Raw genomic sequence first — 14,952 nt, 5'->3', positions numbered from 1 at the left:
GCTTACTCCACCAAATCCACTTGCGCTGGTATACCTGAAGGCAAGGATTTTGCTGAGTCTTGAAGGTCGACTTCTGCTAAGTACATCAAACGCGAGCGCTCTTCCTCGGTAAGCGCGAAATAAGGCGTAAATGAAGGCTCAGTCGCAACCCAACGAACGGTGCCGCTATATGGTTGCTCAACGCCATCTACATGCACGTTAACCGTTTTACCCGGAACAAAGTCGACTCGGTAGTTGGCAGGAACATAAACGCGAGCGTATGGGACGCGGCTGGCTTGTATTACAGCAACCACGCCATTCACAGGAACGCGTTCACCAAGGTTAAACGGTAGGTTATCTAACAAGCCATCTCGCGTGGCCGTGATGGTGAGTTCTGCCAGTTTCTGTTCTTGCAGTGCCACATCGGCTTTTGCTGCCATGAGTGCGGCTTTCGCTTGTTCAATATCTTCAGGACGAGAGCCAGCGGTCAGTTTGCTGAACTCTTCTTGTGAGGAGTCTAGCTCTGCACGGGCGGAATCTCTGGCTGCTAAAGCGCTGTCTTTTTCTGATTGGCTGATGAGTTTCTTGCGAACTAACTCCGCTTTACGTTGGTAGTTCTTTTGCGCTTCAACCAATTGAGCTTCCGCTCTGGCAACGCGTGCTTGCGCTGCGGCAATGTCTTCTGGTCGCTCACCATTGGTCAATTTCAAAAGATAAGCGTCAGCCTTGGCTTGTTCAGCTACGGCGTGAGCTAAAACGGCTTCTTGGTTCTTTGTATCGAGCTGAACCAGCACTTCTCCTTCGGTGACTTGGCTGCCTTCCTTAATGGGTAGGGCACGAATTATCTCGCTAGAGGTGGCAGTGAAGGTTACGCGGTCACGTTCTAATGTGCCAAGGGCTTGCTGTCCGTCATCTTTGGAACAGGCAGTTAAAAGAGTCAGGGCTAGGGTGCCAAGAATGATTCGCTTCATCATGCGACGCTTCCTCTAAGAAGGTGAGCTCGAACTCGTATCAAGCTATAGAAGAGTATGGGACTGCATTCAGTGTAACGTGAGTCAGTTTTGTCCGGCTAGGAAGTTAATTCCTTCAATATTCATCAATTGATTAATTATTGAAGCTGGCTTGATCCTGCGGAAGCCGTGCTTTACTTGGCTCTTTTAAGTTGATTACATGAATATCATTTAAACAAAAATCTTGCCTTTCATGTAGAGCACGCCGTCGCCAGATACTCTTACTTGTTCGTCAGTAACTTCACAGTGCAAAATACCTCCGCGCTGAGAAGCTTGATAAGAAACCAGTGATGTTTTTGCCTAATTCTTCTGCCCAGAATGGTGCTAATCCAGCGTGAATCGAGCCAGTTACGGGGTCTTCGTCGCCACCATTTGCAGGCCAAAAGTAACGCGATACAAAGTCTTGTTGATCGCCTTTCGCAGTAACGACCACATCGTAAGGAGCGAGAGTCTTGAGATGTTCTGAACGGTATTGAACCTCAAGTACCTCCTGCTGGCTGTCGACCACCACGAAATACGCTTGAGGGCTAAGCAGTACGCGTTCCACATCGCAACTTAGGCCTTCAATCAATGCCGAGGGAATATCAGAAACGGCTTTTGGAGGACGAGCAGGGAACGTCATCTCGATCTTACCTTGCGCATTCTTCTCTACGGTGAGGGTCCCTACTTCCAGAGTATGAAATTCAATCGTGCCATTAATGCCAAACTCATCAAACAGAACTAACGAAGAGGCCAGTGTGGCGTGTCCACAAAAGTCGATTTCAGTTATAGGAGAGAACCAACGAATCTCATATCGGTTTGCGCCAATGGATTTTAGAAAAGCCGTTTCCGACAAGTTGTTTTCTGTCGCGATATTTTGCATCAATTCTGGGGCTAGCCATTCCTCTAACGGTACCACCGCTGCTGAGTTGCCTTTGAATTGCGTATCGGTGAAGGCGTCCACCACGTAGATATCCAATTCCATTTTCCTTCCTTATTCCGTGAGCGATTAATTAGCATAAACCAAGTGCAATTAAGAAAGTAAGAAGTTTGTGTTAGAATCTTAAAGTGTCAAAATTATAGATTATTTTGTGGTTTTTGATACTTACTGATAAGGATTCGGACTGCTGGGTATTTAGACTAGTGTTGAATTCATTGAAAGGAAGAAAAACATGAAAGCGATATACAAGTCAGTTTTGGTATTGAGTGTTTTTGCGGTCGGTTCTACCCATGCATTTGAACTCGTGAGTAGAGATATTCAAGAAGGCCACCCGATGGCGAAGACATTTGAATACTCTGGTTGGGGATGTGATGGCGGGAATCAATCACCACAATTGATGTGGAAAGAAGCTCCAAAGGGCACAAAAAGTTTTGCGATCACCGTGTATGACCCCGATGCACCAACAGGCAGTGGTTTTTGGCATTGGATAGCGTTTAATATTCCATCCACCGTTAGCGAGCTGCCTCGAGGCATTGATATGAACAAGTTAGGCGGCAAAGAATCTCGTATTGACTACGGCACAACGGGGTTCGGCGGCGCGTGTCCTCCAAAGAATGATGGGATGCATCGTTACCAGTTTACGGTGTGGGCATTGCCAACTGAAGAACTGAATTTGGATGAAAACACGCCACCAGCCATTGTAGGGTTTACTTTGAATAGTGTTGCTTTGGGTAAAGCGACATTAACCACGACTTACACGCGATAATTGAATATAAGGGGAGAGAATGGGTCACCAATATCAGGTTACGCTGTTTCGTGCGGAGCAGCAGCAGAAGCTTCGTAATGTCAGGGTTCACTCCCCAAGCCTTATTCAGATTGTTAAGGGGAGTAAACATCTTTTCTGGAAAGACGAAGTACTCGACATCCATCATCCAAATATCATGCTTTGTGAAGCAAATGCATCCCTAAATTTTGAAAATCTTCCTCTACAAGGGCGATTTCTTTCTCGAATGTTCAGTTTTCACTGTGTGCCTAGCGATGAAATGTTGGAGCTAAGCATGAGCAACGCATTAGGAAACTATGTACCCGTTGTTGAGATAGATAAAGCATTGCAAGCGACGTTAAATGCTTTGTTTTCGTTTGAGCGGGAAAGCTTAAGTGAAGCGACACAACGCTATTGGATTATGGGTCTATATCAGCAGCTAGCTGAGAGAGGGTTATTGCATCGGTTGTTCTCGAGTTCACATATCTCTTTTAGTCAGAAACTTAGTCGTTACTTATCGCGCTCTCCAGGGGAGGAGCATCCATTAGACATGGTCGCGGGGCACTTTGCTATGAGCCGAGCAACATTGATACGCAAACTGAAACAAGAAGGTACCCAGTATCGTGAAGTATTGGCAGAAGTGCGCCTAAATCACGCACTTTACTTGATGCAAAATGGCTCGTATAACGTTGCGCTGCTAGCACAGTTGTGTGGTTATCAGTCAGAGGGGCGTTTTAGCCAACGCTTTAAAAGTAAGTTCGGCCTAACGCCCAGCGAGTATATTAAAACGGTAGTGAGTTAATGTTTTACCGCTTTTGTATTTTTTGTGCTTTTTAGGTTAGCCATAATATTTGGCCTTCATTCGCAATGCTACATTCACCAAAGCAATCAACACAGGCACTTCGATCAGTGGACCAATGACACCAGCAAAAGCTTGGTCTGAGTTTAGGCCAAACACCGCGATAGAAACCGCAATTGCCAATTCAAAGTTGTTGCCTGTTGCCGTGAAAGCAATCGACGCGTTTTTGTCGTAGTCAATGCCCATTTTCTTACCAACGAAGAAGCTGACAAAGAACATCAACACAAAGTAGATAGCCAGTGGAATTGCTACACGGAATACATCCATTGGCAGTTCAAGAATCATTTCACCTTTCAAGCTGAACATCAGCACGATGGTCGCAAGCAGGGCGATAAGCGTAATTGGTGAAATGCGTGGGATGAATACGTCGTAGTACCATTGTTCACCTTTCGCAGCGACCAGCCATTTGCGGCTTAGGAAGCCCGCTAGGAATGGGATACCAAGGTAAATAAGAACGCTTTCCGCGATGTCCATCATCGAGATATCAACTACGAAACCTTCGTAACCAAAGACTGGTGGCAACACAGTGATAAACAACCATGCCATCACACTGTAAGTTACGATTTGGAAAGCGCTGTTTAATGCAACTAGGGCTGCGCCGTATTCTTTGTTACCACCACCGATATCGTTCCATACCAATACCATCGCGATACAACGAGCAAGACCGATCAGAATGATACCAACCATGTAACCCGGATGATCACCTAGGAAAGTCAATGCAAGGATGAACATTAAAATAGGGCCGACAATCCAGTTCATGACTAAAGACAGCGTGATCGCTTTTTTATCTTTCGTCACTGTACCTAGCAGGTTGTAGTTCACCTTTGCTAGCGGCGGGTACATCATCAAAATCAAACCAATCGCGAGCGGTACGTTCGTGCTGCCGACTGACATTGACTCATTCCACTCAGCAACTTGAGGGAATGCTGCGCCAATACCTACACCGATTGCCATTGCCACAAAAATCCACACCGTTAGGTAACGGTCCAAGAAGCTCATTTTGTCGCTGGCACTATTTAAAACTTGAGTAGTCATAGTGTTCTCTTATTCGTTTATCGTCGAAAGGCGATAGTTAAAGGTATAGTTTATCTCTGCACGCCTGACCAGCGTGCAAAGGGAATTAATCAAATAACTTGGAAAAGCCTAGATTGAACTGATCAAACGCGTCGCGTTGAATGCGGTAACACACCTTAGGCGGGTTTGGCTCGGCGCTGATAAAGCCTGCTTGCTTGAGAATACGCAAGTGCTCGGAAACAGTAGATTGCGCAAGACCCAGTTCAGAAACCAAATCACTGTTCAAACAACCGCCCATGGTATCGAGCGTGTGCAGGATATGCAGAATGCGCAAACGTGCTGGATGCGACAAAGCTTTTGCTTGCGCTGCGAGAGTTTGTTCTTTCTCGAGCTGTTGTTGTGTTGTCTGAAAAACAACTTCGCACGTGTCCTTGCACTTATCACTCATTCGCTGGCCTTAATAGTTAATCGTCGAATTGCGATAAAGTGTACGCCTGCTCTGTGGAAGATGCAACAACTCGATGAAAAAATTAATCGTAAAATAACGATGAATAAAAAATTGAAAAAATATATGTTTTAAAAACAGTGATATAATAAAAAATTAAGTAGGTTACTAAAAGTTAACTAATTGCACTATATTTCTAGGTTACCATAATAAACCACATCCGACGCACAATGGTTACTGCGTCATCTTGTGAACTTATTTAAAGGTAATCCCATGAGCAACGTACTGATCATCAATGCACACGAACCATCACCATATTCAGAAGGTCGTCTAAATGCTTCTCTTGTCGACAAAGCACAGACGTTTCTGCAAGCAAAAGGCCATGAGGTTCGCGTTGTGACAATGCAAGATGAGATCAACGTAGATGAGCAACTCGCACACTTTGAGTGGGCTGATCGCGTGATCATCCAAAGCCCAATCAACTGGATGTCTGTGCCTTGGTCATTCAAAAAATACATGGACGACGTGTTTACTGCGGGTATGGGCGGCGCACTATGTGCATTTGATGGCCGTAGCGCAGAAGAACCAAAGAAAAACTATGGTACAGGCGGCACTCAAACCAACAGCAAATACATGCTGTCACTGACATTCAACGCGCCAGAAGAATCGTTTGATGATGAGAACGAATACCTATTCCAAGGTAAAGGAGTGGACGATTTGATGTTCCACATGCACGCTAACTTCCGCTTCTTTGGTATGTCAGCATTACCTACATTCGCTTGTTATGATGTGATGAAGAACGCAGATATCGAAAACGATTTTGTTCGTTTCGAAGCTCACATTAACGAAAACTTCTAATCCTTTTAGAAAGATAGTGCGAACTGAATGATGAATTGAGATGGACTGCTGTACGCGGTCCATTTTTATTTGTTTGCGGCGAGGTGACGTTTTTATTACTCTAAAGCACTAAATGTATCTAGCTTACTTTTCGTTACCTAGATTAGGTGCGTATCTTGAGGTGTATTGTGGAAAGCAGAATCAGTGTAGATAGCAAAGGTCGTAAGTCAGTGGCGAACGTATGTGCGGAGCCATGTGCTATCGAGAAAGGGATGCGTTTAATTGGTGGTAAATGGAAAGGTTCTCTGATTTATCATTTGAAAGACGGCCCAGTTCGTTTCAATGACTTAGCACGCATGCTAGGCGGTGCAAGTAAAAAGATGATCGACCAACGTCTTAAAGAGCTAGAAGCGGAAGGTATGGTGGTGCGTAAAGTGATCAGCGACCGCCCAATTGCAGTCAGCTATGAACTAACAGAGTTCGGCCGTACCGCACTTAAGATTCTTGATGATTTGCGAATTTGGTCTGAAAAGCATCAAATTGAGCTTCGTTAAGACCAAAGTAGTTAATCGCAAACGTCACTCTCTTTTGAAAGCTGATTAACAATACATCGCCGTTTATACCCAAGTAACTTAGATGTGCTTCATTCAAATCGTAATTTGTTTCGTAAAACAACGTACTCTTTCGAGTCAGGCATATCGAAGCTACTTGAGCATAATCGTACTTTTTAAGTTTTTGATTTTTAGTTATTATTTTATCATACTTAATAAGTTGTAGAATAAATCACTCACTTCAGTTGAATTTAAAAAAGCACTATTTAATTCCAGTTTCTTTTCAAAATCGGAATATTTATCGAATTCCTCTTTCTCAACTAAACCTATTGGTGAGTTGTCGTTAACGTGGCTTTCATATTTTTTGATGGTATATAATTTAGACCTTTCGTCAAAATATTGAATTATCTTAATGTTAACGTCAGGTCTCTCCGTATTATACGTGATCGTAATTTTTTCATAATCTTTATTAATCGGAGTCGTAAGCCCTGTAGGGTAGATGATTTTAAACCTATTAATGTCATTCTTCTTCGTGCTTTTATAATGTTTTGAGTATGAAAAGTTTTCAATTGCACTTTTAGTGACGATAATTGACTCACCTTTCTTTAAACCGTATTCGGTACATTCATAATCGTCGACAACCGTAGAATTTCTTTTCTTTTCAATCAGGTAGGACATAGTTGCAGATGTCCCTCCGTGTTCCAGTTTTTGTTGGTTTACAGAACAATAGAAATGACCTTTGTCCACCGTCATTGCGTTGACTTGTTCCGGATTTGAAATGGTGGGATGTATATCTTTTGCTGGATCGTTGTCGCTTCCTCCTGAACCGCATCCAACTAATCCGATACAAACGGCCATATAAAGCAAAGAGATTTTATTCATACTGTATTTCTCAATTAAGATGTGTGATTGCAAATAACGATTAATTACATTTTTATAAAGTGAAATGTTTTTTATTTTAATTGAACGGTGTTTTATTGGTAATTTAATCGTTTGCTTTTATTTTGTCTCTTACGGTATCTATGTTTTCATTTATGGTATGAATTGTTAGATTTGCACAATTTTGAGTTGCAATAGGATAATAATCGCTAGCCAACTACTTGTGTAGGTACCGTTATGATTTATATATCCGTTAAGTCTAAGTTTTTAGTTTTAATTTCATGTATTTATCGTGAAAGTGACTTAGAAGTAAATAACTAACGTTGTTTGAGGGGAGCCTGGGCTTCACTGATCTTGTTTTTCATCAAGGCGTTGTATAATGAACAAGGACTCTATTTCCAACTTGTTGATACATATCAGATCTCACGGATCTGATATGTATTCCAAGTTATTCTCACTAAGGCAAGAATCCTAGCTTATTTAAGGATAGAAAGTTTACTTGGGTGTAGAAGATATTAGTAATCCAATGTGCCACGGATAGGGTAGTTATTGTTTGGATCGCGAATCCATGCCAATCCGCGTGATAGCGCGCCAAGCTCAGGGCGAACAAACGGGTTGTTTGAAATATCCACCACGTGTAAGTCGCCGTGTTCATTCACCACAAACAGACCTGGTTCTGCGAAATTATGATCGGTTTCCTGTTCAGATCGAGGAATAGATACATACAAGCCTAGCGTTTTCATTTGTTCTTCGGTCAGGCCGTAAGCGATAGGGAAGCTGATTTCGAGTTTCTCTAGATGCCCCTCTAGCTGTGCTTTTGAATCGCCAGAAACGGCAAGAATATCGACGCCAGCATCAGCGAAAGCCTGTTTGTAACTCTCAAGCTCGTTGAGGTACTTAGTACAAAGAGGGCAGTGTTTACCACGATAAACGAATACTGCTTGCCAAGTCGCATCACCTTGCGGCTGACCCAACGTTACGTTTGAACCATCTAGCAAAGTGGCTTGAAGATGAGGGAAGCTGTCGCCCGCTTTAAGTTTCACTGAAGTTGCCATATTGACTCCCGAATTGATGGTGTATATCCATGAATGCCCCTTTCTCAACAAAGCGATTGGGGGATGAGACTTCAATGTAGACTCTGTTTTGCGGTGTTTCAACTAGTTAACTTTTAGTAACCTGCAATAAGGTATTAGAGTGCAAAAGATGAAAAAGCAGAACTTAAGATACAACGAAGTGGGGGTGTAGTATCAGGAGCTAAGTTCTGCTTGAGGTTAGGCTATGACCACTGGAACATATCGTTAAGATAAACCAGAGTCATCACTTCTATTTTATTACTCGATTGAGCTAGGCGTTGCTGAAAAAAGTACGCCATCATTGGCTTCTTCATTTTTTCCTCCTTTAGCTGACGAGTAAATTATGCGTATAAAAGGGGAGATAAAAAAGAGAGTGCTTTTGTTGACTTTATTCCTAATAACGTAAATATCTGGGGCTTTAAAGCCGAATTTGGAGGTTAATTGTGGAAAAGGGGAACAGATAATTAGGAAGTTTTCTTATTTTATTACCGCCAACTTAAGTAAACTATTCCTATCCACAAACTTCACAGATCTAAGGTTGATTCAGTGTCTGATCTCAATTTGTTTCGCTATTACCAACGATTACTCTCGTTTAGTGTTGGTGATGAAACAAAAACCACGTTACAGGACATTGCCGACATCATGTTCACTTCTTCTCGGCATGCTCGTAGCCTGCTAACGCAGATGCAGCAGAAGGCGTGGTTGAGCTGGCACCCGAAAGCTGGGCGGAACCAACGATCGACTCTTATTCTGAATATGGAGTTAGACGTTTTAAAAGAGAGCTTGGCTCTTGAACGTATCAAGCTAGGCAAGTATGAAAAAGCACTGGCGATATTAGATGAAGACGAAATGGCATTTGGCCGTTTGTTAAAAACAACGTCTGGTGCTTCTGTTCAAGAAGGACAGCTCAATATTCAATTAACCTATAAGCGAATGTTTGAGCGCGTCGTTCCACATCAACTTCAGCGTAGCAGCGAACGTTTCTTATTAAGGCAAATCTATTGTTGCTTAGTTTCGAGTGATAACAATGGGAAAGTGCAACCAGAACTCGCACATCACTGGCGTTATGACGAAGACACCTACGAATGGACTTTCTACCTTCGTCCAGGTCTGACTTTTCATAATGGTAATTCCATTGATGCAGAAACAGTGGTTAGCTTGTTTGCAAAGTTGAGTTCATTACAGTACTACGAAAAAGAGTTGGCACATGTTGCTAACATTACTGCGCCAACGCCATTGAAAGTTGTTTTTAAGCTTAATCGAGCTGACTTGGGCTTTGCTGGACTTATTTCTGGTGTGAAATACGGCATTCAACCAGTAAGCCAAGTTAACGTAGCGAATAACAAGCTGGTGGTCGGAAGTGGCCCATTCTCTGTTGTCGAGCACAATGAAAGTCGTTTAAAACTGCAAGCATTTAATGGTTACTATGCATGTAGAGTTCTAACGGATTTGGTGACTATCTGGATTGTTAATGACGAGCAAATGGAGAACCCGTCATTGGCAGCAAATACGTTGCAAAGGGATACTTCGCCCGAGGAGGATTTGTGTGGACACTATATGTCGACGCAAAACCGAGAAAACTCATCGGCGAGCAAGCGTAGCCGAATAGAAGATGGTTGCTTATTCGCCTTATTTAATCAGCACGCTAAGCACAAACTTTCTTTAGCGCAGCGCCGTTATATTAGTGAGCTAATTCAACCTGAGCGCTTGGCCGAAGTGATGCGCCGCGAGAATATTGTATTTGGGAGTATACCCGCTTATAACCTGCTACCAGGTTGGAAGCCAGTGCTCCGTCCGTTTAGTGAGCCGCTTAAGTTACCTAAACATATTACGATAGCGGGATATAACTATACCGCGTTGCGTCGCTGTGCGCGGGCTATTTCTAATCGTTTGGCGAGTGTTGGCAGTAAAGTAGAAATTGTTATGTATTCCTACCGTGAGCTGAACGAGAAGGCTAAGAACGGTGAGCTAAATGAGACAATGGTCGTAACGAACATAAACTTAGATGATAATCGTCATGCCTCAGCGTTCACGAACTTCTTCAGCAACGCTGTGCTATTCCACACTTTGGGAGAAAAGAACGCACAATGGTTAGATGAACAACTACAGAGAGTCAGATCTTTCGTTCCACTTGAGGACTACCTTAATGCATTGGAGCCAATTTCATCGACGTTGATCAGCGAGTATTGGATTGCACCTATGTTCCACCATACACAAACTTTGCGCTTCCAAGGTGTATTAGAAGACGTTGCTTTAACCAATTGGGGTTGGCCAGATATCCGCTCGGTGTGGTCGGCAGATTAACTACCTTAGTTATTTAGCAAAGTGCTGCTTCACGAATTCAATGAAGGCTCTGGTTTTCGCCGATTGATAGATAAGTTGTGGGTACACCAAGTAAACCGCGTTGTGCTGGTGGTCGGTTTCTTCCGATAAAACCTGCATTAGACGACCATGTTCAACGTCTTGTTCGACAAAGTAACTTGCTAACCGAGCAATGCCATTGCCAGACAGGGCTGATTCTTTGAGTAAGCGGTTTTCATTGCTTGAAAGCCAACCTTGGGTTTGAACTGTTCCCGTTTTTAACGGCCACTCTTTTTGATGCAATGTGGTTAAGCATTGATGCTGTTTTAAATCCGCTAACGTCTCCGGCGTACCTTCTTCTTGCAGATAATGAGGAGAGGCAACCAGCCAGTGGTGGTAGTCCAAAAGGTGATGAGCAATCATATTCTCTGGCGGCGTTCTTGTTGCTCGAAACGCAAAGTCGACGCTGGTTTCCGTCAGATTAAACGCTTGATAGCTAGAAAGAATCTCGAACTCTACGTTTGGATGTAAAGCGCGAAACGCCACACACAAATCATGCAGCACCGCTTCGGCAAACATCTTGGGAGCAGTAAGACGAATCAGACCGTCTACTTGCTCAGATTGCTGACTTAAACTCTTTTCCATTTCCATTACGCGGCGTTTGAGATCTTCCGCTTGTGCAAAGATCGATTCACCTTCTGCCGTCAATCTCACGCTGCGTGTGGTTCGAACAATCAAAGGCGTGGCGAGTTCCGATTCCAATCGCTTGATTTGTTCCGACAGGTAACTTTTAGAGATACCAAGTTGCTCTGCTGCTCTAGAAAAGTTGAGTGTTTGAGCCACTTCAGCAAACAGCATCAGTTTTTCGATTCTCTTATAATCTGCCATCTTGATTGCTCGTCTTTATTGTTCGCTTTAATTGTTCGCTTTAATTGTTCGGTAGCGAGGATAATGAATTCGATTTTACGGTATTAAACTAATTTTTACGAACGGTAAGATGGTTCGAGTTAACTTAAGAAATTGAAAACGCAGAAATCGGAAAAGTGAGAATAACGATGAACAATCCAACACTACCGCTCGCCAAAACCTTACCTAACGTTAGTCGCTTGGTCTTCGGCTGTATGGGACTTGGAGGGGAGTGGAATCGCAACCCATTAACCGCCCAAGATGAAAACCAAGCTTATGCCGCTGTCGAGGCTGCATTAGAGGTTGGCATCAATCTCTTTGATCATGCGGATATCTACAAATTCGGTAAGGCAGAAGAAGTGTTTGGGTGCATCTTAGCCAATGACTCAACCTTACGAGAGCGAATTTATCTGCAATCCAAGTGCGGCATCCGTCTAGGAGATGAGCAAGGTGTTAAGCAGTATGACTTCTCTGCCAAATGGGTGACGGCTTCTGTTGAGGGCATTCTTGAGCGCCTTGGCGTGGAAAACCTTGATGTTTTGATGCTGCATCGTCCTGATCCTCTGGTTGAATTTGAAGAACTGGGCACAGCGCTCCAAGCACTGAAACAAGCTGGCAAAGTTAACCACTTCGGTGTTTCTAACATGAACAGTGCTCAAATTGATCTTCTTCAACAAGCAACGGGCGAAGTTATTGTGGCGAACCAGTTGGAAATGAGTCTGGCTAAGTCTGACTTCATAAAGCAAGGCATGGGGCTTCCTTCGTCTGCATCTGACTACGTTGTAGGAACACTGGAGCATGCCCGTAAGCACAATATCCAACTGCAAGCGTGGGGCAGTATGGCGCAAGGAAGGTTCTCAGAGCGTGGCTTACATTCTGATGATCACAACACCAGACAGACGTCGGAGATGGTGATGGCGCTGGCAGCTGAATATGGCGTGCCGTCAGAGGCGATTGTTTTAGCCTTCTTGATGCATCATCCAAACCAAATTCAGCCTGTTATTGGGACTGCAAACCCACAGCGTATTCGCGCTTGTGCTCAAGTAGAGAACGTCACGCTATCACGCAGCCATTGGTATGGATTGTTCGAGAAAACCCTTGGTCATGAGATCCCTTAGGAGAGAAAAATGAAATACGTACAAGTTCAAACTCTAATTCAAACGGCATTGGAAATTGCGACTGCTCGCAAGCAAAACATTGCGGTTGCCGTGGTTGATACACATGGCGAATTGCTCGGTTTTGCCCGAATGGATGATGTGAGTGTGCAAGCAGGTTTGTTGGCACAGAACAAAGCTTACACCTCTTCTAGAGACCGTCAGCCTAGCGGCAATCTGGGTGCTTGGGCTCGTGAGACGGGTAAGCAGTTGAGTTATTGGACTGACCCGAAGATCACAGGCTTTATGGGTGGTGTGCCTATAGAACAAGAGGGGAAAATCGTCGGTGCAATTGGCATTAGCGGTTTGGCTGAGCAAGATGATGAAGCACTTGCGATGGAAGTATTAAACGCGCGTTGAGTATAACGTTTATCAGTAGGTGTGATGCTTTGTCCAGCTTTGTACTCACTGTAGGGACTCAAGTTCACAGGCTTCGTCGAGTCACAATGCTATCTAATAGCCTGAAGTAAGCAGAAGTTGAAATCGCGAACTATGATTAATTTATTTGAAAGCTTTGAGGCCTAAATATGTTTCATAAGGTATTCGTTTCGCTATTTTTTGTTCTCCTCTCAGGCTGTGGTACGAGTGACAGCTCGTTAAAAGAGAGCGGTTATGATGAAGCTTATATCCAAGGCTTTCATGACGGTCGGCATAGTGGTATGCAAGAGGCAGGGAATGATTTTGAACACTATATTAAGGACGAAACAAGGTATCAAACCGACTCAGATTATCGACAAGGCTGGGATGCTGGTGAGGTAGAGGGTAACAAGTTACAAAAGCAGGCGACCGCGATAGGACAAGGCATGATTGATAATTCATATGAAGAACGTGATGTATTTGATCCTGATAAAGTGGCGAAAGATGCAATAAAAGGCGTTGATACATCGGAATTAAAAAGCCTAGAGTAACGGACTGATATAAAGAATAAAACTCGTCATTTGACGAGTTTTATTTTTGTCTAAACGATTCATGTTTCAACGCTCAACAGGACATTCACGTTTGGGTATGAGTAATGTGGTTAATCACCTTTCTTGTTCTTTTGTTCAAGGACTAACGATAACAGGCGAACGAGCAGGGACTGAGCTTCCGGTGAGAGCAATCGCGCCACGGCCGTTAGGTCATTTGCTGTGACATGCTGAACATCACGTACATCTAAAGCAATATCTAGGTCAGTCAAATGAAGCGAACGCAATATGGCACGATATTGTGAGAGTTTAAGATCGGACTCTCCGCGCTCGATCCTTTGATATGTTTTTACGCTCATTCCAGCGATGTTTGCCATTTGCTCACGGGAGAGGCCATTCGATTTTCGTCTTGCAATCAGTGCTTGAATTATAGGGTCTACCTGCATGTGCTCTCCTGAAAGGACAGTTTTGACCTAAACGGAGCAAGAAGTGGACCAGTTTAACCACCACATATTTACCTGCTTTGCAATCAGTATAAAAATAACTGTCTTATAAAAACGTAAATATTTTAGTCAGTTATTAACTCAATGGAAAAGTATCAATCATACAAATCAATAGAAACGAAAGCTTCTATTCGCAAAATGCAACGCATTTTAGATCATTTATTTAGTGAAATTGATCAGCAACATCGTGAGACTAAAGAGAATATTGTGACACTGATTCAACAGTCACAACAGCGATTGATGAACTACAAAGAGCTTTACCTTCACAAAGAATCGATAAGTGAAGTAGAGCTGCGGATGGCGCATGAAAATATGAGTGAGACTGAGAAGCAGGTCGCCGATATGGGTATTCCAGTGTTAACTTATATCATTGGCGCGCTAGATAAAGCGTATTAACACAATCGTAAAGTCGGGCGATACAAGATTTATGCAATTTCGATCAATTGATGACATCTAAAAGAAAGGATGCAAATGCTGGGGAACCACACCCAGCATTCGGACACTCATTTACCTATATTTTCGAACCGTAAATCAGTGTTTAGAGGTATGTGAACCGAACAGTGTCGGTACGCAGCGAATAATAGCGATATTGTCCGATCTAGGCTACGTCCTTGGAATCTAACACCTTCACTTAAACTGTAAATTAATCTGTACACCCAGCCAAATTGAGCCATTGAGCACGTTCTTCCTTCTCTTTAAGCGATAAAAGACTAATTAGTGACGAAAAAAACAACACATCTTAGGTAAAAGATAAGAGTTGTTAAAATATATCGCTATAAGATTGACCTTTTGCTTTTCAATCGTCCTGCTTATGCCTTACAATCTTTTCGAACCAAATCCATTCATAACGAATG

Annotated in this window: 16 protein-coding genes and 1 pseudogene; 9 read left to right on the top strand and 8 right to left on the bottom strand. The window is 43.2% G+C overall.

The features are described from left to right. Positions 1-2: 2 nt before the first annotated feature. Positions 3-953: an HlyD family secretion protein gene (locus R7093_RS02405; protein ID WP_373922404.1), complete on the bottom strand. Its 951-nt coding sequence runs from the start codon at positions 951-953 to the stop codon at positions 3-5. A 207-nt stretch (positions 954-1,160) separates the two neighbouring features. Continuing rightward, a pseudogene (locus R7093_RS02400) lies at positions 1,161-1,953 on the bottom strand (PhzF family phenazine biosynthesis protein). A 187-nt stretch (positions 1,954-2,140) separates the two neighbouring features. On the opposite strand from R7093_RS02400, the gene R7093_RS02395 reads away from it, so the two are divergent. Beyond that, a complete protein-coding gene (locus R7093_RS02395) occupies positions 2,141-2,674 on the top strand; it encodes a YbhB/YbcL family Raf kinase inhibitor-like protein (protein WP_047101665.1) in 534 nt (177 codons plus the stop codon). 19 nt (positions 2,675-2,693) lie between these two features. Continuing rightward, on the top strand, positions 2,694-3,473 hold the full coding sequence (locus R7093_RS02390) for a helix-turn-helix domain-containing protein (protein WP_170890025.1): 780 nt from the start codon (positions 2,694-2,696) through the stop codon (positions 3,471-3,473). Between the two features lie 36 nt (positions 3,474-3,509). Here the strand turns inward: R7093_RS02390 and arsB are convergent, their stop codons facing one another. Together arsB and R7093_RS02380 are read right to left on the bottom strand one after the other, a co-directional pair. Continuing rightward, entirely contained in the window at positions 3,510-4,565 is a 1,056-nt protein-coding gene (gene arsB / locus R7093_RS02385) for an ACR3 family arsenite efflux transporter (protein ID WP_318146487.1), read from the bottom strand. An 85-nt stretch (positions 4,566-4,650) separates the two neighbouring features. Then, a complete protein-coding gene (locus R7093_RS02380; RefSeq protein WP_005375451.1) occupies positions 4,651-4,992 on the bottom strand; it encodes an ArsR/SmtB family transcription factor in 342 nt (113 codons plus the stop codon). Between the two features lie 270 nt (positions 4,993-5,262). Between R7093_RS02380 and R7093_RS02375 the strand changes: the two genes are divergently transcribed. Both R7093_RS02375 and R7093_RS02370 read left to right on the top strand, forming a co-directional pair. After that, positions 5,263-5,847 (top strand): NAD(P)H-dependent oxidoreductase, encoded by a 585-nt coding sequence (locus R7093_RS02375; RefSeq protein ID WP_054578681.1) that lies wholly within the window; start codon positions 5,263-5,265, stop codon positions 5,845-5,847. A 167-nt stretch (positions 5,848-6,014) separates the two neighbouring features. Next, a complete protein-coding gene (locus tag R7093_RS02370) occupies positions 6,015-6,380 on the top strand; it encodes a winged helix-turn-helix transcriptional regulator (protein WP_005375456.1) in 366 nt (121 codons plus the stop codon). A 195-nt stretch (positions 6,381-6,575) separates the two neighbouring features. On the opposite strand, the gene R7093_RS02365 is transcribed toward R7093_RS02370, so the two are convergent. Both R7093_RS02365 and R7093_RS02360 read right to left on the bottom strand, forming a co-directional pair. Then, complete coding sequence (locus R7093_RS02365) at positions 6,576-7,259, bottom strand: hypothetical protein (RefSeq protein WP_054578682.1); 684 nt, start codon at positions 7,257-7,259, stop codon at positions 6,576-6,578. Between the two features lie 512 nt (positions 7,260-7,771). Further along, positions 7,772-8,311, bottom strand: a complete 540-nt coding sequence (locus tag R7093_RS02360) for a redoxin domain-containing protein (protein WP_054578683.1) — start codon at positions 8,309-8,311, stop codon at positions 7,772-7,774. 564 nt (positions 8,312-8,875) lie between these two features. On the opposite strand from R7093_RS02360, the gene R7093_RS02355 reads away from it, so the two are divergent. Continuing rightward, positions 8,876-10,633, top strand: coding sequence for an SgrR family transcriptional regulator (locus R7093_RS02355; RefSeq protein ID WP_213885948.1), 1,758 nt, complete (start codon positions 8,876-8,878; stop codon positions 10,631-10,633). 9 nt (positions 10,634-10,642) lie between these two features. On the opposite strand, the gene R7093_RS02350 is transcribed toward R7093_RS02355, so the two are convergent. Next, the gene (locus tag R7093_RS02350; protein ID WP_104976494.1) at positions 10,643-11,518 is read right to left on the bottom strand and encodes a LysR family transcriptional regulator; all 876 of its coding nucleotides are present in this window, start codon (positions 11,516-11,518) and stop codon (positions 10,643-10,645) included. 167 nt (positions 11,519-11,685) lie between these two features. Here R7093_RS02350 and R7093_RS02345 point away from each other — a divergent pair, with 167 nt between their 5' ends. The 3 genes from R7093_RS02345 (at position 11,686) to R7093_RS02335 (ending at position 13,598) form a co-directional block, all read left to right on the top strand. Beyond that, positions 11,686-12,654, top strand: a complete 969-nt coding sequence (locus R7093_RS02345; protein ID WP_318146486.1) for an aldo/keto reductase family oxidoreductase — start codon at positions 11,686-11,688, stop codon at positions 12,652-12,654. Between the two features lie 9 nt (positions 12,655-12,663). Continuing rightward, a complete protein-coding gene (locus tag R7093_RS02340) occupies positions 12,664-13,050 on the top strand; it encodes a GlcG/HbpS family heme-binding protein (RefSeq protein WP_130545856.1) in 387 nt (128 codons plus the stop codon). Between the two features lie 167 nt (positions 13,051-13,217). Further along, positions 13,218-13,598, top strand: a complete 381-nt coding sequence (locus tag R7093_RS02335; RefSeq protein ID WP_318146485.1) for a hypothetical protein — start codon at positions 13,218-13,220, stop codon at positions 13,596-13,598. Between the two features lie 110 nt (positions 13,599-13,708). Here R7093_RS02335 and R7093_RS02330 read toward each other — a convergent pair whose 3' ends face one another. Next, positions 13,709-14,041, bottom strand: coding sequence for a helix-turn-helix transcriptional regulator (locus tag R7093_RS02330; RefSeq protein ID WP_031780945.1), 333 nt, complete (start codon positions 14,039-14,041; stop codon positions 13,709-13,711). Positions 14,042-14,182: 141 nt separating this feature from the next. Between R7093_RS02330 and R7093_RS02325 the strand changes: the two genes are divergently transcribed. Continuing rightward, positions 14,183-14,494, top strand: a complete 312-nt coding sequence (locus R7093_RS02325) for a hypothetical protein (protein ID WP_318146484.1) — start codon at positions 14,183-14,185, stop codon at positions 14,492-14,494. Positions 14,495-14,952: the final 458 nt, after the last annotated feature.

Source organism: Vibrio sp. 1580 (assembly GCF_033340055.1).
The sequence above is the reverse complement of the archived record's forward strand: the minus strand, read 5'-3'. Positions and strand labels throughout refer to the sequence as shown.